General features: G+C 70.6%; 22 protein-coding genes. 18 read left to right on the top strand and 4 right to left on the bottom strand.

Annotated elements, in window-relative coordinates; translation table 11 throughout:
* Positions 1–9: 9 nt before the first annotated feature.
* Positions 10–1,719 (bottom strand): HAD-IG family 5'-nucleotidase, encoded by a 1,710-nt coding sequence (locus LZ198_RS10980; protein ID WP_253971867.1) that lies wholly within the window; start codon positions 1,717–1,719, stop codon positions 10–12.
* 383 nt (positions 1,720–2,102) lie between these two features.
* Between LZ198_RS10980 and LZ198_RS10975 the strand changes: the two genes are divergently transcribed.
* Genes LZ198_RS10975 through LZ198_RS10955 form a run of 5 tightly spaced genes read left to right on the top strand, consistent with a single transcriptional unit; the run spans position 2,103 to position 8,359 of the window.
* Positions 2,103–4,175, top strand: a complete 2,073-nt coding sequence (locus LZ198_RS10975) for a serine/threonine-protein kinase (protein ID WP_253971866.1) — start codon at positions 2,103–2,105, stop codon at positions 4,173–4,175.
* 2 nt (positions 4,176–4,177) lie between these two features.
* Positions 4,178–4,843: a response regulator gene (locus LZ198_RS10970; RefSeq protein WP_253971865.1), complete on the top strand. Its 666-nt coding sequence runs from the start codon at positions 4,178–4,180 to the stop codon at positions 4,841–4,843.
* Between the two features lie 26 nt (positions 4,844–4,869).
* The gene (locus LZ198_RS10965; RefSeq protein ID WP_253971864.1) at positions 4,870–6,183 is read left to right on the top strand and encodes a M16 family metallopeptidase; all 1,314 of its coding nucleotides are present in this window, start codon (positions 4,870–4,872) and stop codon (positions 6,181–6,183) included.
* A gap of 32 nt (positions 6,184–6,215) precedes the next feature.
* Entirely contained in the window at positions 6,216–7,664 is a 1,449-nt protein-coding gene (locus LZ198_RS10960) for a M16 family metallopeptidase (RefSeq protein WP_253971863.1), read from the top strand.
* A complete protein-coding gene (locus tag LZ198_RS10955; RefSeq protein ID WP_253971862.1) occupies positions 7,661–8,359 on the top strand; it encodes an RluA family pseudouridine synthase in 699 nt (232 codons plus the stop codon). Before LZ198_RS10960 ends, LZ198_RS10955 begins: the two co-directional genes overlap by 4 nt.
* A 27-nt stretch (positions 8,360–8,386) precedes the next feature.
* Here LZ198_RS10955 and LZ198_RS10950 read toward each other — a convergent pair whose 3' ends face one another.
* The 3 genes from LZ198_RS10950 to LZ198_RS10940 are packed head-to-tail and all read right to left on the bottom strand — an operon-like array spanning position 8,387 to position 11,172.
* Entirely contained in the window at positions 8,387–9,181 is a 795-nt protein-coding gene (locus LZ198_RS10950) for a hypothetical protein (protein WP_253971861.1), read from the bottom strand.
* The gene (locus tag LZ198_RS10945; protein ID WP_253971860.1) at positions 9,178–10,560 is read right to left on the bottom strand and encodes a hypothetical protein; all 1,383 of its coding nucleotides are present in this window, start codon (positions 10,558–10,560) and stop codon (positions 9,178–9,180) included. The genes LZ198_RS10950 and LZ198_RS10945 overlap by 4 nt, the downstream gene beginning before the upstream one ends.
* A gap of 39 nt (positions 10,561–10,599) precedes the next feature.
* Positions 10,600–11,172, bottom strand: coding sequence for a hypothetical protein (locus LZ198_RS10940; protein ID WP_253971859.1), 573 nt, complete (start codon positions 11,170–11,172; stop codon positions 10,600–10,602).
* Positions 11,173–11,371: 199 nt separating this feature from the next.
* Here LZ198_RS10940 and LZ198_RS10935 point away from each other — a divergent pair, with 199 nt between their 5' ends.
* The 13 genes from LZ198_RS10935 (at position 11,372) to LZ198_RS10875 (ending at position 24,266) form a co-directional block, all read left to right on the top strand.
* Positions 11,372–12,187, top strand: coding sequence for an MlaE family ABC transporter permease (locus tag LZ198_RS10935; protein ID WP_253971858.1), 816 nt, complete (start codon positions 11,372–11,374; stop codon positions 12,185–12,187).
* Between the two features lie 47 nt (positions 12,188–12,234).
* A complete protein-coding gene (locus LZ198_RS10930; RefSeq protein ID WP_253972081.1) occupies positions 12,235–12,972 on the top strand; it encodes an ABC transporter ATP-binding protein in 738 nt (245 codons plus the stop codon).
* Positions 12,973–13,071: 99 nt separating this feature from the next.
* On the top strand, positions 13,072–14,601 hold the full coding sequence (locus LZ198_RS10925; protein WP_253971857.1) for an MlaD family protein: 1,530 nt from the start codon (positions 13,072–13,074) through the stop codon (positions 14,599–14,601).
* Positions 14,602–14,715: 114 nt separating this feature from the next.
* On the top strand, positions 14,716–15,639 hold the full coding sequence (locus LZ198_RS10920) for a PfkB family carbohydrate kinase (RefSeq protein ID WP_253971856.1): 924 nt from the start codon (positions 14,716–14,718) through the stop codon (positions 15,637–15,639).
* 100 nt (positions 15,640–15,739) lie between these two features.
* Entirely contained in the window at positions 15,740–16,090 is a 351-nt protein-coding gene (locus tag LZ198_RS10915) for a TIGR02266 family protein (protein ID WP_253971855.1), read from the top strand.
* A 32-nt stretch (positions 16,091–16,122) separates the two neighbouring features.
* The gene (locus tag LZ198_RS10910; protein ID WP_253971854.1) at positions 16,123–16,854 is read left to right on the top strand and encodes a metallophosphoesterase family protein; all 732 of its coding nucleotides are present in this window, start codon (positions 16,123–16,125) and stop codon (positions 16,852–16,854) included.
* A gap of 115 nt (positions 16,855–16,969) precedes the next feature.
* Complete coding sequence (locus tag LZ198_RS10905; RefSeq protein WP_253971853.1) at positions 16,970–17,623, top strand: hypothetical protein; 654 nt, start codon at positions 16,970–16,972, stop codon at positions 17,621–17,623.
* A gap of 13 nt (positions 17,624–17,636) precedes the next feature.
* A complete protein-coding gene (gene asd, locus LZ198_RS10900) occupies positions 17,637–18,479 on the top strand; it encodes an archaetidylserine decarboxylase (RefSeq protein WP_253971852.1) in 843 nt (280 codons plus the stop codon).
* Between the two features lie 26 nt (positions 18,480–18,505).
* Complete coding sequence (hisS, locus tag LZ198_RS10895) at positions 18,506–19,780, top strand: histidine--tRNA ligase (protein WP_256559471.1); 1,275 nt, start codon at positions 18,506–18,508, stop codon at positions 19,778–19,780.
* A 152-nt stretch (positions 19,781–19,932) separates the two neighbouring features.
* Entirely contained in the window at positions 19,933–20,337 is a 405-nt protein-coding gene (locus tag LZ198_RS10890; RefSeq protein WP_253971850.1) for a S24/S26 family peptidase, read from the top strand.
* Positions 20,334–20,630, top strand: a complete 297-nt coding sequence (locus LZ198_RS10885; protein ID WP_253971849.1) for a PqqD family protein — start codon at positions 20,334–20,336, stop codon at positions 20,628–20,630. The genes LZ198_RS10890 and LZ198_RS10885 overlap by 4 nt, the downstream gene beginning before the upstream one ends.
* Positions 20,630–21,166 (top strand): hypothetical protein, encoded by a 537-nt coding sequence (locus tag LZ198_RS10880; protein WP_253971848.1) that lies wholly within the window; start codon positions 20,630–20,632, stop codon positions 21,164–21,166. Before LZ198_RS10885 ends, LZ198_RS10880 begins: the two co-directional genes overlap by 1 nt.
* Positions 21,167–21,179: 13 nt before the next feature.
* Positions 21,180–24,266, top strand: coding sequence for an outer membrane protein assembly factor BamB family protein (locus LZ198_RS10875; RefSeq protein WP_253971847.1), 3,087 nt, complete (start codon positions 21,180–21,182; stop codon positions 24,264–24,266).
* Positions 24,267–24,271 lie beyond the last annotated feature (5 nt).

Below are 24,271 nucleotides of genomic sequence, written 5' to 3'. Positions count from 1 at the left end.
CGGGTTTCGTCAGTCCTTGCCCGCGCCCTTCGGTGGCCCCTCGCCACCCAGCGGGGACAGCCGTGCCGACAGCGCGCCGGCCTGCTCGTGTGGCATCAGGTCGCGCGGCGAGCGGTAGTACTGCATGGGCGAGTGGTGCAGGAAGTTCGAGACGCGGCTCGTGTAGAGGCACGCGTACTGCTCCACCTGGTAGCCGAAGCGGCTGTTCTCCGTGCCTTCCTTGAACAGCAGCCCCCAGTACGGATTGAAGCCTTCCTCGACGTCCTCCTCGAGCGTGTCCGCGATGTCCGTGGCCTCCTTCAAGGCCCGGCGCATCCGGTCCAGCTCCGCCTTGAGCTGGCGCCGCTGCTCCTCCGCCTCGGTGCGCTCGTCGGGCGTCAGCGGCTCGCGCTCCAGCCGGCGCTCCAGCACGTTGAGCAGCGTCTTGTGGTGGTTGACCTCGTCGTCCAGGCGCTCGCGGAGGATCTCCATCTGGGTGAGCGTGCCGATCTCCTCCTGCCGCGTGGCCGTGTAGGCGATCTCATCCTCGATCTCCTGCACCACCATGCACGTGCGCCACAGCGACGACTTCTTGGACTTGAGGATGTCGCCGTAGATGTGGTCGCCCACGTAGAGGATGTTCTCGCCCCGGTAGCCGGTCAGCTCCTCGAAGCGCGCCAGGTTTCCCCCCGAGTACACCTTGCCGCGATCCAACGAGGTGGCCTCGCCCACGGGGCGTCCCTCCTCCGTGGAGGCGTCCAGCTCCAGGAAGGGGCGCCCGTCCGTGAAGAAGCCCGGCTTGCCCGCCGCCGTCACCACCACGTCGAAGTAGTTCCTCCAGCTCGGGTACTCGGGCAACTGCCCGTCGAGCAGGTACTTCATCACCGCGTCGGTGTAGTCCCAGGCGGAGTTGGTGAGCAGGAACAGCCGCTTGCCGCCCGAGCGCAGCTTGTGCAGCGCGGGGCCCAGCTCCGGGTCCAGGAACACGTAGCGGCCCAGGTCCTTGCGCACCTCGCGCTTGAGCGAGTTGTCCCGGTGCACCGTGTCGATGGCCTCGCGGATGTCGTCGTAGAGCTTGCCGTAGTCGACCTTCTGCCCGAGCGACTCGAGCAGCTCGATGATGCCCGCGAAGAGGCACGTCTCCGGCAGCGCGAACAGCGTGTCGTTCCAGGCGAACTGGGGGTTGCGCAGCCGCACGCGCTTGTTGCGGTACAGCTCCCGCGACACGTCGGGTGGGAGCGGACGCAGGCCGTGCCACGCGCGCCCCACGTGCCCGAAGCGGTCCATCTTCAGGATGTTCCCGTTCACCCGGTCCACCGCCAGGCCACGCATCACGAAGTGGTGGTCGTAGAGCAGGTGGCCCACCAGCGGTGGATACCGGTACTCGCTGATGAGCTTGGCCAGCGTCATGTCGAACGAGAGCTGCTCCAGCCGGCGCATGTGGTAGATGGCCAGCGTGTAGTCCATGTCGAAGCCGACCAGCTCGACGCCCGACATCCGCAGGTTGCGGTTGACGAAGATCTCCCGGGCGCGGGGGACGACGTTGCGCGGCTCGCGAGGCAGGGCGAGCAGTCGCGCCAGCGCATCGTCTTCCAGCAACGTCTGGGCCTGCGCTTCCGCGGCCGCGGCGCGGGCGCGATTGAGAGGGGAACGAAAGCTCCCGTGAAGCGGGTCCGGCGAGGGCCCGCCCGGGATGGGTCGGAAGGGGGAGAGGGTCGGAGCCACGGGACGTCCACACATAACACGCACGCTCTCTCGCGGCTCGGTCCTTGAGGGCACTGGCGCGGCGTGGCACGCTCGCGGTTCGCGATGCGCTCGCCCGCCCGACGTCAGGCCCCGGAACCCCCCGAGGCCGCTCATGCCCGACTGACCCAGCGGATCGCCGCGCTGGAGGACCGGGTGCGTCGGCTGGAGGCCCGGCTGCGCGTCGTCTCCGTCGCGTCGCGTCGGGCCGCCCCCGGGCAGGCGACCAGGCCCCTGGCGCCCACCGCCTCCGCGCGAGCGCGCCCCCGGTGTCCCGGGTGTACCCTGGAGCTGCCCCCTGGCCGACGGGGGGAGTCCTGCGTGTGGTGCGGCTTCGTCTTTTCCGCCCTGACCCGGCGCCGTCCGGCGCGAAAGAAGCGATGAGCGCCACCTACCGACTGACGGGCCGAATCGAGACCGGAGAGCTCGCGGAGCTGTACGAGGCCGTCCAGGCGCCGTCCGGCGAGGTGGTGGTGAAGCTCTTCCACCCCAAGACGTCCGACCCCGCCTACGCCCTGGACCTGGCCGAGACGACGCGGCTGCTCCAGCCCGTGCGCCACCCCGGCATCCTCCACGTCGTGGACATGGGCGTGGTGCGTCAGCGGCTCGCGGTGGTGCGCGAGGACCTCGACGGGTACCTGCTCGGCACCGCCCTCCAGCGGCTCCACACGAAGGAGGTGCTGCTGCCCCCGGCCGTCGCGCTCTACATCATCATCCAGCTGCTGGACGCCGTGCAGCACGCGCACGACGCGGGGGTGATCCACGGCGCGCTCACGCCCGGCAACGTGGTGCTGGGGCGCTCGGGGCAGCCCGCCGTCTGCGACTTCGGCGCGATGCGCGCCCTCGTCGCCGTCCCGCAGCTTCGCAAGACCTTCGCGGGGCGCGGCCGTGGGACGTATCGCGCGCCGGAGGTGTCGCGCGGCGAGCCGACCTCCGAACAGTCCGACGTGTATTCGCTGGGCGCCATCGCCTACGAGCTGCTCACCCAGCGCGAGCCGGTGGTCCCCGGCAGTGGCGGCGTGTCCACCCGCCGCAGCGAGTCCCTGCCTCCTCCCAGCCGGTTGGATCGCCGCATCAACGCGCGGTTGGATCCGCTCGTCCTCCGCGCGTTGGATCCGAGCGCGGGGCGGCGCTTCCGCTCGTGCGCGGAGTTCGCGAGCGCGCTGCGCAACTTCCTCTCCGCCAGCGGCGGCATGCCCACCGCGGACGACGTGCGCCGGTTCGTGGGGGAGCTGTTCCCCAACGAGGTGAGCGTCGCCAGCCTCGCGGCCCCGGTGTTCAAGGAGCCCTTCACCCTGGAGCCCATCTCCGGCGCGGAGATGGTCGACCTGGGCGCGGAGGAGCCCGAGGCCTCCATCGTCCAGCGCGCGCCGTACAGCCGCGCCCTGACGGAGGAGGAGGCCAGCGCGGAGACCCAGGAGGCCGCCGGCCCCGCCTTCGCGGAGTACCGCCCGGAGGACTACGAGCCGGACATCGCGCCCTCGCAGACCCGCACGCGCGCCCCCCAGCCCACGCCCCCGCCGGAGAACGAGGGGACCCAGATGGGCACCTCGGGCCTGGAGCAGGGCTGGGACGCGCCTCCGGGCGCAGCGCCGCCGAAGCCCCGCCGGCAGATGGGGCAGTCATCGGGCGCGGCCGGGCAGGGCTCGGCGAAGCCCGCGGGGCGCAACCCCCGGCTGCGCGTGGTGGAGGACTTCTCCTCGCCGGAGCCGCTCCCGGACGACGACGAGGAGTTCTCCGTCGTGGGACGCCGCGCCGCCGCCCGGGCCGCCAAGCGCGCCGCGGCCCCCGTGGATCGCTCCCGCACGCTGCCGGACCCGATGCCCGCCGTGATTCCCGCGGCGAGCCGACCCCGCGACGACATCGCGATGCCGCCGCCCTCCGCGCCCTCGCTGCCCGCCACGCCGCCGCGGATGCCCACCATGGAGCGCGAGGTCCAGCGCATCCAGGGGCGGCGCGGGCGCATGGTCGCCATCGCCGGGGCGATCGCCCTGGTGGGCCTGCTGTCCTTCGCCATCGCGGCGTGGCGCCTGGGCGGACCGGAGGAGGGCGTCGCGGAGCTCGAGGACGAGCCCCTCCCCGACGTGCTCCCCGTTCCACCCCCGCCGCCCCTGCCCATTGCCCGTCCGGCGACGCCCGCGCCGGCCCGAGGGGGCGCGGCGCACGAGGAGTCCGCGCCGGCCGACGAGGACTCGTCACCGGCCCCGTCGTACCGGCCGCCCCCCAAGTCCCAGCGCGGCTACCTCACCGTCGAGGCCAACGTGCCCGCCCGCGTGTACGTCGACGGGGAGCTGGTCGCGCGCAGCACCCCCGTGACGCGCCTCCCCGTTCGCCCGGGGGTCCGGCTCATCATGCTGGTGGCCATCTCGACGGGGGAGCGCGAGCAGTTGGAGCTGCGCATCGAGAAGGGCAAGCTCCGCCAGGTCAACGTGCCTGGCTTCCGTCGGAAGTGACCATGGACCCGACCCGCATCTTCGTCGTCGAGGATCAACCCCAGTTGCTCAAGAACCTGCTCAAGGTGCTGAGCACCTTCGAGGAGCTGCAGGTCATCGGAAGCAGCCAGGAGGGCGAGGCCGCGGTGGAGGACATCGTCCGCCTCCGTCCCCAACTGGTCCTGCTGGACCTGGAGCTGCCGGGCATCAACGGCATCCAGGTGACCCAGCGGGTGAAGCGGCGCGCACCCGAGGTGGAGATCCTCATCCTCACGTCGTTCGACGACGAGCAGAAGGTCTACGAGGCCATCCAGGCCGGGGCCTCCGGCTACCTGGTGAAGCGGGTGGGGCCGGAGAAGATCCGCTCCGGCATCCAGGAGGTGATGGAGGGCGGCACCGTGCTGGAGCCCCTCATCGCGCGGCGCTTCTGGAACTACTTCCAGTCCGTCAAGGCCCAGCCGGCCTCCCCGGAGAAGAAGGAGAACAACCCGTGGAGCCTGTCGCCCACGGAGTTCGATGTCCTGCGCTACGTGGCCAAGGGCCTGTCCAACGCGGAGGTGGGGCAGGTGATGACGCTGGAGCGGCGCACGGTGCGCACGCACCTGTCGCATATCTACCGGAAGATGGGCGTCAACTCCCATGTGGAGGCGGTGGTGCTGGCCCTGCGTGAGGGGGTCGTGGACCTGTAGCCGCGCCGTGTATACGGTGGGGCCCTATGCGCAAGGCTTCCCCGAAGAAGGCTCCCGCCCGCGCCGCGGATCCCGCCCTCCAGTCCCTGTTCGACGTCCACGAGGCCACGCTGCCCAACGGCCTCCAGGTGCGCCTGCTGGAGAACCACCTGGCGCCCGTGGTCAGCCTCTACACGTTCTTCAAGGTGGGCAGCCGCAACGAGCGGCCCGGCATCACCGGCATCAGCCACCTCTTCGAGCACATGATGTTCAACGGGGCCAAGAAGTACGGCCCCAAGATGTTCGACAAGACGCTCGAGTCCAGCGGCGGCAGCTCCAACGCGTACACGTCGCACGACATGACGGTGTACTACGACGACTTCGCGTCCGACGCGCTGGAGACGGTGCTGGACCTGGAGTCGGACCGGATGCGCTCGCTGCGCATCTCCGACGCCATGCTCGCCTCCGAGCGCGAGGTGGTGAAGGAGGAGCGCCGCGTCCGCACGGACAACGACATCGGCGGGTTGATGGACGAGGAGCTGGGCACGCTCGTCTACAAGGCCCACGCCTACCGCTGGCCCATCATCGGCTGGATGGCGGACATCGACGCGATCACCCGCGAGGACTGCCAGCAGTACTTCCGCACCTACTACGCGCCCAACAACGCGGTGCTCTACATCGCGGGCGACATCGACCCGAAGAAGACGCTGGCCCTGGTGCGCAAGTACTACGGCGACATCCCCCGGGGCCCCGTGCCCGCGGGCGTCGTCAACGCGGAGCCCCCGCAGCGCGGTGAGCGCCGCTCCTTCGTGCGTCACCCCGCCCAGTCCCCCGCGGTGATGATCGGCTACCAGGGGCCGGCCGCGCGCGACGAGGACACGCTGGCCCTGGACGTCGCGCAGTACGTGCTCACCAAGGGCGAGGGGAGCCGGCTGACGCGCTCGCTCGTCTACGACCAGAAGATCGTCGTGAGCGTGGGCCTGGACTGGGCCTGGCGCATCGACCCGGGCATGGTGATGTTCTTCCTGGAGCTCAAGCCGGACTCGGACCCGCAGAAGGCGGAGGCTGCGCTGTACGCGGAGCTGGAGAAGCTGGCGCGCGACGGCATCACCGAGCGCGAGCTCCAGAAGGCCCTCAACAACCTGCGCTCGGACCACCTGCGGGAGCTGGGGACCAACAACGGCCGCGCCCATGCCCTGGGCAACTACGAGGCGCTGCTGGGCGACTGGCGCCACGTCCTGACGCTTCCCTCCGCGTACGCCGCCGTCACCAGCGACCAGGTGAAGGCCGCCGCCGCGAAGTACCTCATCCCCGAGCGCCGCTCCGTCGTGACGCTGCTGCCCGCGCCCACCGAGGCGTGAGCCCGGACCGACCTTCCGAAAGATCCGCTTCCATGGCCTCCCGAAAGAGCCGTCCCCAGAAGTCCGCCGCTCCCCGCCGCGCCGCCAAGGCCCCGGCCTCCGCGCGCAAGAAGAGCGCCTCCCGCAAGCCGGCCTCCGCGCCCCGCGCGAGCGCCGCGTCCCGCGCCCTCACGTTCCCCACGCTCCACGACAGCGTCACCTCCAGCGGCCTGAAGGTCGTCGCCGCCGAGCGGGGCCCGCTGCCCATGGTGTCCATGCGGCTGGTGCTGCGCGCCGGCAGCGCCAACGACCCCGCAGGCAAGCACGGCCTGGCGGACTTCACCGCGCGGCTGCTGCGGCGGGGCACGCGCCTCATGGACGCGCGCGCCATCGACGAGGCCGTCGAGTTCGTGGGCGCGAGCCTGGGCGTGGGCGTGGGCGAGGACAACCTCTCCGTCGCGATCACGACCCCCGCGGAGCACTTCGCGCAGATGCTCGGCATCATCGGGCAGTTGGTGCGCGAGCCCACCTTCCCGGAGTCCGAGGTGGACGACGCCCGGGAGCGCGCGATGGCGCAGTTCGCCAACGACCTGGACGAGCCCTCCGTCATCGCAGACCGGGCGATGGTGCGCGCCCTGTGGGGCGACCATCCCTACGGCCACGACGTGGGCGGCTCCGCGCGCACCGTGCGGACCTTCACCCGCGACGACGTGGTGGCCTACCACCGCGAGCGCATCGGCCCCAAGGTGGCCCAGCTGGTGGTCGTGGGCGCGGTGGACCCGAAGCGCGTGGCCGAGGCCGCCGAGGAGGCCTTCGGTGGCTGGACCGGCGGCCCCGAGGAGCGACGCATCATCCCGCCGCTGAAGCGCGTCCCCCAGGCCGGGCGCGTGGTGCTGGTGGACAAGCCGGACCAGACGCAGTCCCAGGTCCGCCTGGGCGGCCCGGGCTTCCGGCTGGGCCACGAGGACTACTTCCCCTGCACCGCGATGAACGTGGCGCTCGGCGGCGGCTTCACGTCGCGGCTGATGAGCGAGGTGCGCGTCAACCGCGGGTTGACGTACGGCATCGGCTCCTGGTTCGACGCGATGAGCGCCGACGGCGTCTACGCCGTGTCCACGTTCACCAAGACGGAGTCCACCCGGGAGATCATCGACGTGTCCCTGGGGGAGATCTCCAAGATGCGTGACGGGGGCATCAAGCCCGGAGAGCTGCGGGACGCGCAGGCGTACATGGGCGGCCTCTACCCGCTGCGCACGGAGACCAACGAGTCCATCGCCAGCAGCATCGCGGACATGCGCCTCAACGGGCTCGGCGACGACTGGGTGCTCCAGTTCCGCGACCGGCTCAACGCGGTGACGCCGAAGCAGGTCGCGGCGGTGGCCCGCAAGTACTGCTTCGCCGAGGCGCCCGCCGTGGTCGTCCTGGGCAAGGCGGACGCGGTGAAGAAGCAGCTCAAGGGGCTGGGCCCCATCACCGTGGTGCCGGCGTCGGAGTACGAGTGACCGAGCCCCGCATCCTCTTCGAGGGCGGCGGCGTGCTCGTGGTCGACAAGCCGCCCGGGGTGCCGGTCATCCCCGGGCGCGACGGCGGCGCCTCGCTGCGCGACGCCCTGGAGGCCCAGCGGGGCCAGAAGGTGTTCGTGGTCCACCGGTTGGATCGCGACACCTCCGGGGCGCTCGTGTTCGCGCTGGACGCGGCCGTCCACCGCTCGCTGTCCGTGGCCTTCGAGAAGGGCACGGTCCGCAAGCGCTACGTCGCGCTGGTGGAGGGCCGCGTCGAGGCCCCCCAGTCGGTGGACGCGCCGCTCGTGGCCGGGCGCAAGGGCCGCATGCGCGTGGCCCGCCCGGGCGAGGTGGACGCCAAGCCGTCCCGCACGCGCATCCGTCCGGTGGAGACGTTCGCGAGCGCCTCCCTGGTGGAGGCGGAGCCGCTGACGGGGCGCACGCACCAGATCCGCGTGCACCTGCTGTCGCTCGGGCACCCGCTGCTGGTGGACCACCAGTACGGCCGCGACACGCCCCTCACCGAGAAGGCGCTGGGCGGGGAAGGGGAGGCCGTCGTCCTCGCGCGCACGCCGCTGCATGCCGCGCGCGTGGAGTGGCCCGCGCTGCCGGGGGTGGCCCCCCGCGGGGTGGATGCACCGCTGCCGGCGGACATGACGCGGGCCCGAGCGCTGCTGCGGCTGACCGTCCGCTGACTCCGGAGCGCGCCCGACGGCCGCGGGCTACTTCACCCGGAAGCCGTTGGAGGTGGCCTGGACCCCGAAGCGGTCCGTCACCGTCAGCTTCACGTTGTTCCCCTGGGCGGCCACGGTGACGCTCTGGGTGCAGACCCCGGCGACGAACTGGTCCAGGGACTCGGGGCTGATGACCCCGGAGGCGGGGCTGACGGAGAGGTCCACCTTCTCCTCGAACTCGAACGCCCGGGGACCGATGGCGCGCACCGTGACGACGAAGGACTGCCCCTGCGCCTGGTCCGGGATGGCGTCGAACTCGTACGCGGTGATGTCGCCCTCGCGCATGGGCGAGCCCGGCTCGGGCTGCGGGGTGCCGCCGTCACCCTCTCCGACACCTCCGTCCTCCGGTGCCCCCGCGTCAGCGGTACCGCCGTCGTCGATGAACGTGCCCGAGTCGGTCTCCACCTGGGGCTGGTCCTCCGCGTAGAGCAGGAAGCCCGCCTCGCGGCGCGCCTCGCGCCCGTCGGCGAGGATGACGCGCACGTCGTGGTCGCCCGGCGTGAGCGCGTCGGGCACGCTCACCTCGAGCGTCCCGTCGGGATCCAACGTCTGGAGGCGGGCCTCCACGTCGCCGAACATCACGCACACCGTCGTCTCCGCGCGGGCCTCCTGCTGCCCGTAGTCCACCCGGACGGGGACGACCGCGTCGAGCGACACGCGGATGAGGCCCGTGTAGCCCACCTTCGCCTGCCGGGGACTCACGGAGAGGATATGGGGCGTGGGGAGCACCGTGTTCGCGCCGCAGGCCAGCAGCACGGCGAGGAGCACGGTGGCGCCCCTCATGGCTCGAACCTCGCGCCCACCAGCGCGGCGACGCCGCCGAGCTGCGCGTCCAACCAGGGCGTGCTCGCGGGGGCCCACGAGCCCCGGAGCTCGCCGAGCGCGCTCCAGTGCCCCAGCCGGTATGCACCCTGGATGGCGAGGAACCCCATGCCTGAAAGTCTGCTCTCTCTGATGTCCTCCTGGAAGTCGCTCCCCAGGTGATGCCGGAAAGGCGCCACTCCACCGCCTGCTCGGCCGTACAGGACGATGCCCGCGCCCCGCAGCAGCTCCGCCCGCACCGACACGAGGATGGGCACCGCGAGCACGCTCGAGCGGACCGCGCCGAGGGAGTCCACCGTCCCGTCGAAGGTCGCGCCGCGCAGGCCCACCTCCAGCTCCGCCGCGAGCCGTCCGTGCCACCAGGGCGTGCCCACCGACACGCCCACCGCGCCGAGCGGCCCCGTGTTGGAGCCGTTGGCGAACGCGCCTCCCGCGAGGAGGAACGCCGAGGGCCGCCACGCGCTCGGCGGGGGGGCGGGGCGCACGGGCGGAGCGGGCGGTGGCGGGGCGACGCGTCGGAGCACGTCCGCCCGGGCCTGCGCCACGTCGCGTGTCGCCGCGTCGCGCGGGCGCACGTCCACCACGACCTGCTCGACCTCCGGACGCGCGCGGACGCGGTAGCCCACCACGGCGCCCTCCCGCTCCACCGTGAGGACCGCCTCCTCGGTGACGACGTCGAGTCCGGCCGCCGTGAGCGCGTCCTCGCCCGCGACGAGCAGGAGCCCGTCGGCGCCCTCGACGAGCGGGGAAGGGGAGAGGGCCGCCACGAGCGGCCGTTCGCGGGGCACGTCCAGCGGCGTGGCCGCGTCCGTGCGCAGCGCGCCGCGTGTCGCGAGGACCCGCGCGGACACCGCGTTGGGAGGCACCTCCAGGGGGACGCGGGCCTTGCCCTGGGCGTTCGCCATCACGGGGCCGAAGCGGTCGTCCCCGACGACGACCACCACGCTCGCGCCCGGGGCGGTGACCACGTCGAGCGTCGTCTGGCCCAGCAGGGGGAGCTGGAAGGTCGTCACGTCGGACGCCCCCCCCGCGGTCTCCACCCAGAACAGGAAGAGGGCGACCTGGGGATGGCGCACCGGCGGTGGCCGCCAGGTGAACGTGCGCGTGGGGCCGCCGTCGAGCACATCCTCCGCGAACGAGCCCGTCGAGGCCGCGGCCCTCAACCGTCCCGCGGCCGGTGCGCCGCGGACCTCCAACTGGACGAGGCCGTCACGGCCCAGGACGACCTGGGCGGGGGCGGCGGACACCACCAGCCCCGGGCTCGCATCCGGCGCCGCCTGGGCAACCGACGATGCGGCCAGCAACACGAGCAGCGACAGGAGGGGGCGGCGGAGGCTCACGTGCGGTTCCGCCAAACTTCGCCCCCTCCCCGCGCCGGGTCAATCCCCGTTGGTGGCGGATTCCCCGGAAGCCTCGGCGTCAGCGGGCGGAGGCTCGGCGGCCATGGGCTTGTCGGCCGGGCCGGTGGCGCCGCGCGTGGGCGGGCTGAAGGCGGGCTTCTCCGCCGGCGGGCCGCCGCGGCCGTGCACCAGCGTCTTGGTGTCGGTGCGGAAGGTGAGGTCCACCTTGTCGCCCCGCACCGCCGTCACCAGGCCGATGCCGAAGGTCGGATGGGAGACGACCTGATCCACCTGATAGGTGTCCTTGGGGCTGTACTTCGGCGCGTTGGCGATGTCCTTGCCGGCCAGCTGCTCCTCGAAGGAGATGATGACCTTCTCCGCCTTCGCGGAGGACGACCCGGAGGAGGAGGCGCGGCTCGCGCGCGGGGTGCTGCTGGGCGTGGGGCGATCCGTCGTGCCCGGGGCCCCGCGGTAGGCGTGGTCCCCGTTGCACGTGTTGCAGCGCACCCGAGCAATCTTCGTTCCCACCATCGCCAGGATGGTGTGCGCGAGGGTGAGCTTGCAGCGGGTGCAGTACGCATCCACCTCGCCGCCGACCTTGTGAGTTGCCATGTTCGTCTGAGTTCTCGGCCCGGTGACCGCGGGGACCACCGGGCATGGAAGGAAAGGGGCGCGGAAGATAAACGCAACACTCCATGAGGAGGTAGTCCCTTCGACGGGTGCCCGCTCGCCGGACGTCGGGGCCAGGGAGAAGAGGGAACACTTCGCTTGTGCCCCCCGCCGTGGCACGTAAGAGTAGGCGCCCGAACGCATGACGACGCAGACCCCCAGCAAGCCGGCCAGCGAGCCGGGGATGTTCACCCAGGCGGTAGCGGGCTTCGGCAAGGGCCTCATCGACGTCGTCAGCACCATCGGCGGAGTCGTCACGCTCGGCCTGGACGTGGCGCGCTGGAGCGTCCGCCGCCCCTACCGGCTCCAGAACCTGTTCGCCCAGCTGGACTTCGTGGGCGTGGGCTCCATCTTCATCGTCGGGCTGACGGGGCTGTTCACGGGCATGGTGTTCGCCCTCCAGACGTCGGAGGCGTTCCGCCTGTTCGACGCGGAGAGCCTGGTGGGCCCCACCGTGGCGCTGACGCTCACCCGCGAGCTGGCCGCCGTGTTCTCCGCGCTGATGGTCACCATGCGCGCCGGGTCCGCCATGTGCACGGAGCTGGGCACCATGCGCGTCACGGAACAGGTGGACGCGCTGGAGACCATGGCCGTCAACCCGGTGCAGTACCTGCTGGTGCCCCGGGTGCTGGCGGGGCTGTTCATGGTGCCCATGCTCACCATCCTCTTCAGCACGGCGGGCATGTCCGGCGCGTACTTCGTGGCCGTGTCCGGCCTGGGCATCTCCCCCGGCACGTTCCTCACCCGCACCCAGCAGTGGCTGGAGCCGGTGGACATCTACGAGGGCGTCATCAAGGGCGCCGTGTTCGGCCTCTCCGTGGCCCTCATCTGTTGCTACAAGGGCTTCAACGCCTCCGGTGGCGCGAAGGGCGTGGGCCAGGCGACGACGGAGGCGATGGTGGCCAGCGCCCTGTCCATCTTCATCCTCGACTTCCTCGTCGGCCTCGTCATGCACTGATGGCTGCCAACGCTCCTCCTCGCGACGCCGACGCGGCCTCCCGGCCGATGATCGAGATCGTCGACCTGCAGAAGACCTTCGGGGAGAACAAGGTCCTCACCGGCATCAACCTGAAGGTGCCGGTGGGCAGCACCTGCGTCATCCTCGGGGGCTCCGGCTCCGGCAAGACGGTGCTGATGAAGCACATGATCGGCCTGCTCAAGCCGGACAGCGGCAAGGTCGTCATCGACGGGGAGGACATCGTCCCGCTCAGCGTGGAGCACCTGCAGCGGGTGCGCGCCAAGTTCGGCATGGTGTTCCAGGCCGCCGCGCTCTTCGACTCCATGACGGTGTTCGAGAACGTGGCCTTCCCGCTGCGCCAACACACGAAGCTGTCCGAGGACGAGCTGTACGCGAAGGTCCGCGCCAAGCTGGACCTGATGGGCCTGAAGCGGGAGGTGGAGTCGAAGTTCCCGTCCGACCTGTCCGGCGGCATGCGCAAGCGCGTGGGCCTGGCGCGCGCCGTCGTGCTGGATCCGAAGATCGTCCTCTACGACGAGCCCACCACCGGCCTGGACCCCATCACCACCGACTACGTGGACGAGATGATCCTCGCGGCTCAAAAGGGTCTGGGGGTCACCAGCGTGGTCATCAGCCACGACATCTCGTCCGCCTTCAACGTGGCGGATCAGATCGCCTTCCTGTCCAAGGGCGTCATCGTGGAGAACGGCCCCCCGGAGCAGCTGCGCGAGTCCCAGCAGCCCGCGGTGAAGGTCTTCCTGGAGACATGGTTCGGAAAGAACTGACCCCTGCCCCCCGGGGTGGGGCAGGGTCAGGAATTTGTGGCACTCCGGATGCAAAACGCTAGAGTCGCGCCCGGCCGGTAGCCCTCGGAGTCACATCAGGTGAAGAAGCTCGTTACGCCCTTCCGTGTTGGCCTGCTGGTCATCGCCGCGGGGGCCTTTTTCGTCACCTTCGTCCTGTTCGCGCGCGAGGGAGGCCTGAGCGACCGGGACGCCACCCGTGTGTGGGCGTACTTCCGGGACGCGTCGGGTCTGGCCATCCGGGGACGGGTGCAGATCGCCGGCATCCGGGTGGGGGAGATCGACGACATCGTCCTGGAGGGGACGCGCGCGCGGGTCATGTTGAAGATCCGCAACGACGTGGACCTGCGGGAGGACGCGGTCCTCACCAAGCGCTCCGAGTCGCTGCTGGGCGACTACCTGCTGGACCTGAACCCCGGGACGGAGAACGCGCCGCGCCTGGAGAACGGCGGGCAGATCCGCCGCGTCATCGACACCCAGGGCATGGAGGCCATCTTCGAGTCCCTGTCGCAGATCACCTCCGACATCCAGCAGGTGACGGGGGCGCTGCGCGAGGTGCTCGGCGGCGAGCGGGGTGCGGGGTCGCTCCAGCGCATCGTGGAGAACCTGGTGCGCCTGTCGGACTCGGTGGACGCCACGGTGCGCCGCAACGCGGACCGCCTGGACGTCATCCTGGCCAACTTCGAGGGCGTGTCCTCGGACGTGCGGACGATCACCCAGAGCAACCAGGCCGACGTCGGTCGCATCGTCGACAACATCGAGTTCATCACCCGCGACGTCCGCGAGGTGCTCGCCAGCGTCAAGAACATCGTCGGCAGCGGGGAAGGGGACTTCAAGGAGAGCGTCGCCAGCCTCAAGCAGACGCTCAACAAGCTGGACCACACCCTGGGCAACCTGGAGGAGATCACCCGCAAGGTGAAGGACGGCGAGGGCGCCGCCGGTGTGCTCCTGGCCGACGAGAGCGTGGGCCGCGAGGTGCGCGAGACGGTCCAGGACGTGGCCCGCTTCGCCGCCAAGCTCACCGACCTCCAGACGGAGGTGGGCATCCAGAGCACGTACCTGGCGGCGCAGGGCCGCTCCAAGAACGTGTTCTCCGTGAAGCTCATCCCGAAGCCGGACAAGTACTACCTGCTGGAGCTGGTGGATGATCCGCGCGGCACGGTGACCACGCAGGTGGTGCAGACCAACCCGCCCTCGGAGGGCGACCCGGTCGTCCAGACGCAGAAGGTGACCAAGGAGAGCCTGAAGATCAGCGCCCAGTTCGCCAAGCGCTGGTACTTCACCACCCTGCGCGTGGGCCTCATCGAGTCCACGGGTGGCGTGGGCGCGGACCTGCACCTGTTCGACGACGCGGTGACGCTGAAGATGGACGCGTTCAACTTCGCCGCGGACGAGCTGCGCTACCCCCGTCTGCGCGCGACGCTGCAGGCGACGGCGTTCGACCACCTCTTCGTGGTCGCGGGCATGGACGACATCCTCAACGCCCAGCAGCGCGAGGTCTCCACGCAGCGGCTCATCGCCGGGCGCGACTTCTTCGTGGGCGGTGGCCTCTACTTCACCGACGACGACCTGAAGGCCATCCTCACGGCCACGGGCATCCCGTCCCTCTGATCCCCGGATTTCACGGGGCTGCGAGCTTGACGCGCGCCGGGAAACCGCGTAACCGGCACCGGCACGGGGTTCCTGGATGAGCGCCGTGCCTCACGGCATTCCCAGGAAGCTCGCATGTCCCTCCTCGTCGTCGGCTCCGTCGCTCTGGACTCGGTCGAAACCCCCTTCGGTCAGAAGGAGGACGTCCTCGGCGGTTCCGCCACGTACTTCTCGACGTCGGCGTCGTTCTTCAGCCCCGTGCGGGTGGTGGCGGTGGTGGGGGAGGACTTCCCCGAGGCCCACGTCACCTTCCTGCGGGGCCGGGGCATCGACCTGGAGGGGCTCACCCGCGAGCCCGGCCGCACGTTCCGCTGGAAGGGCCGCTACGGCTACGAGCTGAACGAGGCGAAGACGCTCGACACCCAGCTCAACGTCTTCCAGTCCTTCTCCCCGGTGCTGCCGGCCGGCTATTGCGACTCGCCCTACGTCTTCCTGGGCAACATCCACCCGGAGCTCCAGTCCCGCGTCGTGGATCAGGTGCGCAACCCCCGCCTGGTCGCCGCCGACACGATGAACTACTGGATCCAGGGCTGCCGGGACGCGCTGCTCAAGACGCTCCGCCGCGTCAACCTGCTCTTCGTCAACGACGCGGAGGCGCGCCAGCTCGCCGGCGAGCACAACGTCGTGAAGGCCGCGCGCGCCATCCTCTCCATGGGGCCCGAGCGCGTGGTCATCAAGCGCGGTGAGTACGGCGCGCTCCTCTTCGAGAAGGACCACATCTTCGCCTGCCCGGCCTTCCCCCTGGCGGAGGTCTTCGACCCCACCGGCGCGGGAGACACCTTCGCCGGCGGCTTCATGGGCGCGCTCGCCACCTCGCCCGGCGTGGACGGCCAGGTGCTCCGCCGCGCCATGGTCATGGGCAGCGTCATGGCCTCCTTCACCGTGGAGAAGTTCAGCCTCGAGCGCCTGCGCGAGGTGACCCGGCCGGAGATCCACGCGCGCTTCGCGGAATTCCGGAAGCTCACGCACTTCGACGACCTGGGGCCGCTGGAGCGCTGATCGCCGAGCAGGCAGGTGGGGTCCTGGGGACCCGTGAACTTGACGGTGTGTTCAGGGCGTCTCTACGCTTCGCCCCTTGGTGCCCGGGGAAGGAAGAGGGTTGAGCGATAACCGAAAGTCCACGCGGGTTCCCACGCAGTTGCGGTGTTGGTGCGAGGGAGACAACGTCACCCTGTATGCCCGCATCACCAACTTGAGCGAGGGAGGGCTGTTCCTCCGCACGAGCACGCCCCTGTCCCCCGGCGCGCGGGCGCTGGTCCGGCTGGGGCCGGCGGAGGACCCCGAGGTGCAGGCCTCCGCCACCGTCGTATGGCTCCGGGAGGACGAGGATCGCGCCAATCCCCCGGGGATGGGCCTTCGCTTTGAAAATATCGACGCGGAAACCCTGGGACGTCTCCGGCGGATTATTTCGCAGCAGCAGAACCCCGTGAAGGCGTCCTGGGCCGGCTGAACGCCGGAAGTCCCAGGTCGACCGAGGCCCCCATGCGTATCGCGGTCATTTCCGACATCCACTCCAACATCGAGGCGCTCACGGAGGTGCTGCGGGTCTGCGAGCACCAGAAGGTCGATCGCATCGTGTCCCTGGGGGACATCGTCGGATACGGCGCCTCCCCGAACCCATGCTGCGAGCTGGTGCGTTCGGTGACGGAGGTGACGCTGCTGGGCAACCACGACGCGGCGGTGGCGGGGCGGATGGACTACTCGTACTACTACGACGCCGCCCGGCACGCGCTGGACTGGTCCGCCAACGTCCTCACGGACGAGAACATGGCGTGGCTGCGCAGCCTCCCGTACACGTACCGCATCGGCGACGTGGGCTTCTGCCACGGCTCGCCCATCGACCCGAAGGCCTACGAGTACATCTTCGCGCTGGAGCAGGCCCGGGAGCTGACGCCCTACGTGGAGGAGCTGCCGGAGGTGACGTTCATCGGGCACAGCCACCTGTGCCGGGCGTTCGCCATCGGCAATGGCGAGGTGAACGACGTGGTGGCCCAGAAGTTCGGCATCCGCCGGGGCTACAAGTACATCATCTCCGTGGGCAGCGTGGGCCAGCCCCGGGACTACGACAACCGGGCGTGCTTCGTCATCTGCGACACGGACGCGCGCACGGTGGAGTACCTGCGCGTGGAGTACGACATCGAGACGTCCGCGCAGAAGATCTTCGACGCGGACCTGGCGCTCAACTTCGGCAAGCGCCTGTTCCTGGGCGTCTGACGCGGCGCGCTCGAAAAGTGGGCACAGGGCCGGGGAAATGAAATAAACCCAGCTTGTGAGCCCCCAGGTCCTTCGAGCGTCCCTCCGGCCCTTCGCGGCCCTTCTCGGCTCCCTCGTGTTGGCACTCTCCGCGTGCCGCAGGGAGCCGCCCCCGCCCTCCGCCGAGTACGAGCAGGCCTCCCGCCAGTTCCGCACCCTGTACGCGCAGAAGCTGGACGAGGCGTACCTCGACCCGCAGATGGGGGAGATCGAGGCCCAGCTCCAGCGCGTCCCCCAGGCCAGCCTGGACGCCCCGGCGGCCCAGGAGCTGCTCCAGCGCATCGCCCGTGAGCGGGCGCGGATGCAGGGCGAGGTCGACGCGCGCCACAAGGCCGTCGCCAGCGCCCGCGAGGTGCCGCCCACGGCCTCCAGCCCCAGCGCGCTGCCGGTCGCGCTGCCTCCGCCCCCCGTCGAGGTGGCGCCCGCGGACGCGGGAGCGCCCGACGCTGGTCCGATTCCCGGCCCCCAGATGGGCACGCCGGCGAGCGAGCTCGTGGCGGGCTTCCGGGGCTGCTTCCAGCGGGGCGCCCCCATCAACGTGGAGGGGCGTGGCCTGCGCGAGACCTGGGAGCTGAACCCGCGCACGTCCTGCACCCTGGAGTACCCGACCCACGTCGATTCGGTGCTGCTCATCGAAGAGGGACGGGTGCTGATGGTGTTACCGAAGAGCTCCGTGCGCACGGTGCCCCGGACCCTCGATGGAGGCACGGCTCCGGACGCCGGCCGTTAGTAGGAATCGCCCCATGAACGACCAGACCTTCATGAAGTTGATGCGCGTGTTGCCCAAGTCCGCCCTGTCGTCGGCGGTGGGCATGGCCACCCGCGTCCCCATCCCCGCGCCCCTCCACCAGGCGGCCATGCGTGCGTTCGCCAAGGCGTACGACGTGGACCTGGCGGAGGCCGAGCACCCCATCGAGTTCTACCCGACGTTCGCGCAGTTCTTCACGCGCGGGCTCAAGGACGGCCTGCGGCCCATCGACCCGGACGAGAAGGCGGTGGTGTCCCCGGTGGACGGCCGCGTGTCCCAGGTGGGCTACTCGGACAACGGGCGGTGCCTGCAGGCCAAGGGCATCGAGTACACGGTGGACGAGCTGCTGGGCGACGCGGAGGCCGCGAAGCCCTTCCACGGCGGCGCCTGGACGACGGTGTACCTGTCGCCGCGCGACTACCACCGCATCCACGCCCCGCTGGGGGGCACCATCACCGGCTACGCGTACATCCCCGGCGAGTTCTGGCCGGTGAACCCCGCGTCGGTGAAGAACAAGCAGTCCCTGTTCTGCGTCAACGAGCGGCTGGTGACGTACCTGGACACGGCGGCCGGCAAGTGCGCGGTGGTGAAGGTGGGCGCCACGTGTGTGTCGCGCATCAAGGCGTCGTACGACGACATCACCACGCACACGGGCCAGCCCGGCAAGGTGCACCGCTACCAGGACGGCTACAAGGTGGAGAAGGGCGGCGAGCTGGGCCGCTTCGAGATGGGCTCCACCATCATCCTGCTGTTCGAGCCCGGGCGCGTCACGTGGGACGCCAGCCTCCAGGAGGAGGCGGTGCTCCGCCTGGGACAGCGGATCGGAGTCGTGCGGTGAGCCAGAAGATCGTCAGCGTCAAGGGCATGAGGGATCTCCTCCCCGGGGAGATCGAGCTCTGGCAGCACGTCGAGGGCCTGGCCCGTGAGCTGTTCGGCCGCTACGGCTACGGGGAGCTCCGCACGCCCATGGTGGAGGACACCGCGCTGTTCGTGCGCAGCGTGGGCGAGGAGACGGACATCGTCGGCAAGGAGATGTACACCTTCGACGACAAGGCGGGCCGCAGCCTGTCCATGCGCCCGGAGGGCACGGCCCCCGCGGCGCGGGCGTACATCGAGCACTCCGTCGCCACCCAGGAGCCGCTGACGCGGTGGTTCTACATGGGGCCCATGTTCCGCTACGAGCGGATGCAGACGGGCCGCTACCGGCAGTTCTCGCAGATCGGCGCGGAGGCGTACGGCTCCAAGGACGCGGCCCAGGACGTCGAGGTGATGGACATGGTGGCGCGCTTCCTCCAGGCGCTGGGCCTCCAGGACATCACGCTCAACCTCAACTCGCTCGGCGACGAGGTGTGCCGTCCCCAGTACCACGCGAAGCTGGTCGAGTACCTCCAGGCACACAAGCCGGAGCTGTGCGAGGACTGTCACCGGCGCCTCGAGACGAACCCCCTGCGCGTGCTCGACTGCAAGAACCCGAAGTGCCAGGCGGTGGCGGCCCAGGGCCCCAGCGTGCTCGACTTCCTCTGCGAGCCCTGCAAGGCGCACTTCGACGACGTGCAGCGCAAGCTGACCGCGCTGGAGATCCGCTTCGTGGTCAACCCGCGCATGGTGCGCGGCCTGGACTACTACACGCGCACCGTCTTCGAGTTCGTCGCCTCGCACCCGGCGCTGAGCACCGCCAGCACGGTGAGCGCCGGCGGGCGCTACGACAAGCTGGTGAAGAGCCTGGGCGGCCCGGACACCCCCGCGGTTGGGTTCGCCTGCGGGTTGGACCGGCTCGTGCTCCTGCTGAAGGAGAGCGGGAAGTCCTTCGCCCAGGTGCCGGACCTCTTCATCGCGGCGGCGGACCCCGGCTCGCACGACGCGGCCTTCGCCCTGGCGGGGCGGCTGCGTCACCAGGGCCTCCGGGTCGACTTCGATACCCGCGGCGGCAGCCTCAAGAGCCAGATGAAGCGCGCCGACAAGAGCGGCGCCCACTTCACCCTGGTGCTGGGCGAGCTGGAGCGCACCAGCGGGCAGGCCAAGCTCAAGCAGATGTCCAATGGACAACAGTGGGAGACGTCGCTCGAGCCGGCCGCGCTGATCGCCACCGTCCGGACCCGGAAGGCCGAGTCCGCCTCCGGCGCCAGCTCGCAGGGCTGAGGAGCGGGCGGAGCCTGGGACCGAACGCGTGAGTCCCGGAGTCCCAGTGAACCGTTAGAAACCGGAGGAGCCTTGTAACCTCCGGGAAATTCTAGGGGATTCCACCGGGACTCATTCGCGTGACGTTCATGGCTGCGGTATTGTTTCGTGCCATGTCGCGCGAGTCGTCCACGTCCGCCATGCCTTCGGGGCTGCGCTGGATTCCCGTCCAGGGAGACAGCATGTGGCCCTCGTTGCGCGCGGGAGACCTCGCGGGCGTGGAGCCGCTGGAAGCAGCGCCCCGTCCAGGCGAGGTGGTGCTGGCGCGCTTCGCCGAGGCGCTCGTGCTCCACCGGGTCCGGGCCACGGGGCAGGGCATGTTGTCCCTGCGGGGTGACAACGCCGCGCGGGTGGATCCTCCCTTGCCCCTGTCACACGTGCTCGGGCGCGTGCGCCGGGTGCGCCGCGCGGGGGTGGAGCTGGAGGGGTGGGATTGGGGCCCGTCGCGGCTGGGGCGCGTCCGGGCGCTGGTGAAGCGCCGGGTGGCGCGCTGGCTGGGGAAGGGGGCGCGGCCGTGAGCGGCGTCTTCGAGCCGGAGAGCCATCCCCGGCGGCGGGCCGGGGCGGATGGACAGCGCTTCGGCGCGGACTACCTGCTGCTGGACGCGGAGGGGCGGACGTTGCGCGGCCTCAACGCGACCGCGGTGAGAATCTGGGAACTCAGCGACGGGACGCGGACGGCGCGCGCGGTGGCCGAGGTGGTGGCCCGCGAGTTCTCCATGGACGTGAAGCAGGTCCTCTCGGACACGCTTCGATTCCTGTCGGATCTGGCCCGGCTGGGCCTCATCGACGAGCTTCAGGAGGTACGGTGATGCGAGCACGCATTTCGGGCTTCGCGGCGGTGCTGCTGCTGGGCGCATGCACGGAGCAAGGTGTCGCGCCTCGCCCGGGCGGATGGACGGACACGCCGGTGGAGACGCCGGTCGGCCCCGTGGCGCCCACGGACCCGGTGGACGAGTCCGAGTCGGCCCAGCCCCCTGCGGCGGAGATCCCCGTGGAGGGCGAGCCTCCGGCGGTGGTCCCGCTGTCCGGCTCCGCGGAGGTGGCGGCCCAGGGGACGGGCTCCGGCGTGTCCGACGTCGAGCAGGTGGACGTGGACCTGACGGTGCGGGGCGTGCACGACAAGGGCACGGTGGAGGTGGAGTTCATCTCGCCCGCGGGACACCCGTACGAGCGGCGCTCGGCGGTCATCCAGGCGGTGGCCCCGGACGTCGCGAAGACGGTGCGCTTCTCCCTGCCGGTGGCGGGGACGACCGTGGCGACGTCCGCGATGAGCGGCACCTGGCAGGTCCGCTTCTTCTTCGACGGGGCGCCGCTGACCACGGCCTCCTTCACCCTGGAACAATGACGTGAGGGCCCTCGTGAAGACCTCCTCGACTCCGCGCCTCGCGACCCTGCTGGTATGTCTCGTCCTGCCTTCCGTGGCCTTCGCCCAGCGATCGATCACCCTCACCCAGGTCCGAAACCCGGGCGAGACGACCGCGCGCGTCGTCATGGATGAAGTCTCCGAGCTGACCTTCGACGTGCGCAACACGTCGAACAACAACACCCAGCTCCTCAACGAGATCTACATCGTCCTGCCGAACACCCACGCGTTGCTGGAGAGCCCGACGCCCACGGGCTGGATGGTGAGCTACTTCGACGCCCCCTCCCGCACCATCGCCTTCGCGCGAGCAGGCGTCACATGCGGGTCGGGCAATTATGGGCTCCGGATGAACGAGACGGTCCGGTTCACCCTCCGGACGATCGCGAGCCAGAACACGGCGGACCAGACCGCCCAGCGGTTCGCGGCCGGGACGGTCGGCCGGGACACCTGCCTGGGCGGGAACTTCACCGCGAGCAACCTGACCAACGCCGCGTCCCAGTGGGTGCGCTCGACCCTCTATGCCCAGGTCACCGCGCTGCCCCGCGTGCTGCCGATCGAGGACGACATCACCGCGCGCATCATCCTGGAGAACCGCTCGAGTTCGAACACCACGATCCAGAACATCACGGGGGAGGGCCCCACCTCGAACGTGGGGCTGGTGTCGTTCGAGATCGTCGAGCTCCAGCCGGCGAACTTCACGGTGAGCCTCCCCGCGCGCGGCGCGGGCATCCTCAGCGCCCGCGTGACGACGCTGAGCGGTGGTGAGCTGGTGGCGTACGTCCGGGGACGCAACTCCGGCAACACCATCGCCTCCCAGGTGGCCGCGACGCCCATGGTCAACGTGGGGGCGCTGCCGGCCGCGCTGGACGTGGACGCGCTGGACGCCTTCGCCGGCGAGACGGTGAGGGTGCGCATGACCATCACCAACCCGTCCACGACGAACACGTACCTGAACGTGACGCCGCGCGCGCCGGTGCTCCGGGGGACGTCGGGGGCGACGCTCGTCTCCGGGCCGACGCCCGCGAGCGCCGCGCGCCTGTCCCCGGGCACCTCCGCGCACTTCATCTGGACCTATCAGCTCACGGGCGCCGAGTTCTCCGACTACATCTTCGACGCCCAGGCCGACGCCACCCTCAACGGGAGCGCGGTGACGACGTCCCTGGTGAGCACCTCGCAGGGGCACATCGTGTCGCACCGCGTCCGGGCCAACCCGAGCGCGCTCGTGTCGGGGACCACGGCGCAGACCGTGGTCTACACGGTCCAGAACCGGGGGCAGGTGCCGCTCGGCGAGGTCCGTCTCATCAAGCCCGCCGCCAACTACTTCACCGTGTCCAACACGATTCCCGCCGTGGCGGGCTGGAGCGTGAACAACAGCACGGCGGGCATCACGTGGGAGTCGAACAACGACGCGAACCGCATCCCCGTGGGCGGGGAGCGCGCCTTCACCGTCACGTATACCGCCGTGACCGCCGTCACCGCGAACACGCCGTTCCGCCACCGCGTCCACCTGGCCACGGCCTACAACAGCGGCTCGGATGACCGCATCGAGACCCCTATGACGGTGGTCTCCGGCACCGCGCCGGAGGTCGAGCGTTTCACCGCGGTGGCGCGCGAGGGCAGCGTCACGCTGAACTGGGACAACCCGTCGATGCACAACGGCGTGGTGGTGTTGCGCGCCGCCAACGCCGCGCCGAACACCGTGCCCGTGGCGGGACGGACGTATGCCGCGGGCGCCACGCTGGGCAACGCGACGGTCGTCTACGCGGACGCGTACAGCGCGGTCTCGAGCTTCGAGGACACGAGCGTCACCAACGGCACGACGTACTACTACCGCGTGTTCAACGCGGACGACGTGAAGTGGTATTCGGCCGGCAACCGCCCCACCTCCGCCGCGCTGGTGGCGACGCCGAGGGCCCGCGCCGGAGGGCCGCTGTGGTGCTACTCGGTGGGCCTCGACGCGCGCCAGCAGCCCATCACCGAGCTGGGCGTGGGCGTCTTCAGCGCGTTCAACGACTCCGTGGTCGCCAACGTCACCCAGGTGACGAACCCCGCGCTGGACGGCGCCGAGCGGTGGCGCCCGCTGCCGCTGTCCGGCCTCATCGGCAGCCGCTTCCCGGTGGTGCCGCTGCGCGGGCTGCCGGGGCAGTACATCCTCGTCGGGGACCAGTCGGGCGTCGGCTACGCCATCAACACCGCGACCGGCGTGCCCCTGTGGCGCTGGGACAACAACGGCGCCCCCATCGGCACCATCCAGTCGTTCCCGGTCAGCCAGTTGTACGACTACGCGAACGCCGCCTACCAGGCCGCGCGACCCAACACGGACCTGGTCTTCTTCGCCACGCGCCTCTCGAACGCGTCGCAGAACCGCGTGGTCGCCCTCAACGCCGCCACCGGCGCCCTGGTCTTCACCTACCGGCCCGGAGACCTGGGCATGGTCAGCGGCGGCATGCTGGTCGACTACGCCAACAACCGCCTCTACGTCGGCGCGAAGACGCATGCGGGCTCCCAGTCGTCGCTGCGCATCCTGAACACGCTCACCGGCGCCGAGGTGGGGCGGCTCTCGCTCGGGGACATCGAGCTGAGCCTCGTGCGCAACGCGGTGACGAACCAGGTGCTGGTCAGCAACAGCGATGGCGTGGTCCATGCCATCGACCTGGCGACGATGCAGCCCGCCTGGAACGTCACCGTGTCCTCGCGTGCCTCGTCGTCCGCCCCTCCGGCGTTCACCAGCTTCTCGAGGCCCCAGGGCGGTGGGTTCATGGCGAGCCTGGCGAGCGGCAGGGTGGAGTTCTGGGACAACGCCGGCTCGGCGACCACGCCTCCTGTGAGGAAGTGGAGCACGGTCATCGCGAACCCCTCGGGCACGTTCAGCCTCAACCGGGGTGGCGTGGTCCGCCTCTACGCGGGTGGCGCGGACGGCAAGGTCCACGTGCTCGACTTCCTGAACGGCGCCGACCTCCAGCAGATCACCCTGGGCTCGGCGCAGCTCGTCGGCACCCCCACCATCGACACCACCGTCTCCCGACTGCACGTGGGCTCGCAGGATGGTCGTATCTGCGCCTTCCCGGTACCCTTCCCGTGAACACC

Source organism: Myxococcus dinghuensis (assembly GCF_024198235.1).
Classification (GTDB): Bacteria; Myxococcota; Myxococcia; order Myxococcales; family Myxococcaceae; genus Myxococcus; species Myxococcus dinghuensis.
Note: the sequence above shows the minus strand (reverse complement) of the source record. Positions and strands in the feature narration are given on the sequence as shown.

Coding starts and splice junctions, on each gene's coding strand:
- LZ198_RS10980 (WP_253971867.1), bottom strand. CDS start 1,719: ATGTGTGGACGTCCCGTGGCTCCGACCCTCTCCCCCTTCCGACCCATC.
- LZ198_RS10975 (WP_253971866.1), top strand. CDS start 2,103: ATGAGCGCCACCTACCGACTGACGGGCCGAATCGAGACCGGAGAGCTC.
- LZ198_RS10970 (WP_253971865.1), top strand. CDS start 4,178: ATGGACCCGACCCGCATCTTCGTCGTCGAGGATCAACCCCAGTTGCTC.
- LZ198_RS10965 (WP_253971864.1), top strand. CDS start 4,870: ATGCGCAAGGCTTCCCCGAAGAAGGCTCCCGCCCGCGCCGCGGATCCC.
- LZ198_RS10960 (WP_253971863.1), top strand. CDS start 6,216: ATGGCCTCCCGAAAGAGCCGTCCCCAGAAGTCCGCCGCTCCCCGCCGC.
- LZ198_RS10950 (WP_253971861.1), bottom strand. CDS start 9,181: ATGAGGGGCGCCACCGTGCTCCTCGCCGTGCTGCTGGCCTGCGGCGCG.
- LZ198_RS10940 (WP_253971859.1), bottom strand. CDS start 11,172: ATGGCAACTCACAAGGTCGGCGGCGAGGTGGATGCGTACTGCACCCGC.
- LZ198_RS10935 (WP_253971858.1), top strand. CDS start 11,372: ATGACGACGCAGACCCCCAGCAAGCCGGCCAGCGAGCCGGGGATGTTC.
- LZ198_RS10930 (WP_253972081.1), top strand. CDS start 12,235: ATGATCGAGATCGTCGACCTGCAGAAGACCTTCGGGGAGAACAAGGTC.
- LZ198_RS10920 (WP_253971856.1), top strand. CDS start 14,716: ATGTCCCTCCTCGTCGTCGGCTCCGTCGCTCTGGACTCGGTCGAAACC.
- LZ198_RS10910 (WP_253971854.1), top strand. CDS start 16,123: ATGCGTATCGCGGTCATTTCCGACATCCACTCCAACATCGAGGCGCTC.
- asd (WP_253971852.1), top strand. CDS start 17,637: ATGAACGACCAGACCTTCATGAAGTTGATGCGCGTGTTGCCCAAGTCC.
- hisS (WP_256559471.1), top strand. CDS start 18,506: ATGAGGGATCTCCTCCCCGGGGAGATCGAGCTCTGGCAGCACGTCGAG.
- LZ198_RS10890 (WP_253971850.1), top strand. CDS start 19,933: ATGTCGCGCGAGTCGTCCACGTCCGCCATGCCTTCGGGGCTGCGCTGG.
- LZ198_RS10880 (WP_253971848.1), top strand. CDS start 20,630: ATGCGAGCACGCATTTCGGGCTTCGCGGCGGTGCTGCTGCTGGGCGCA.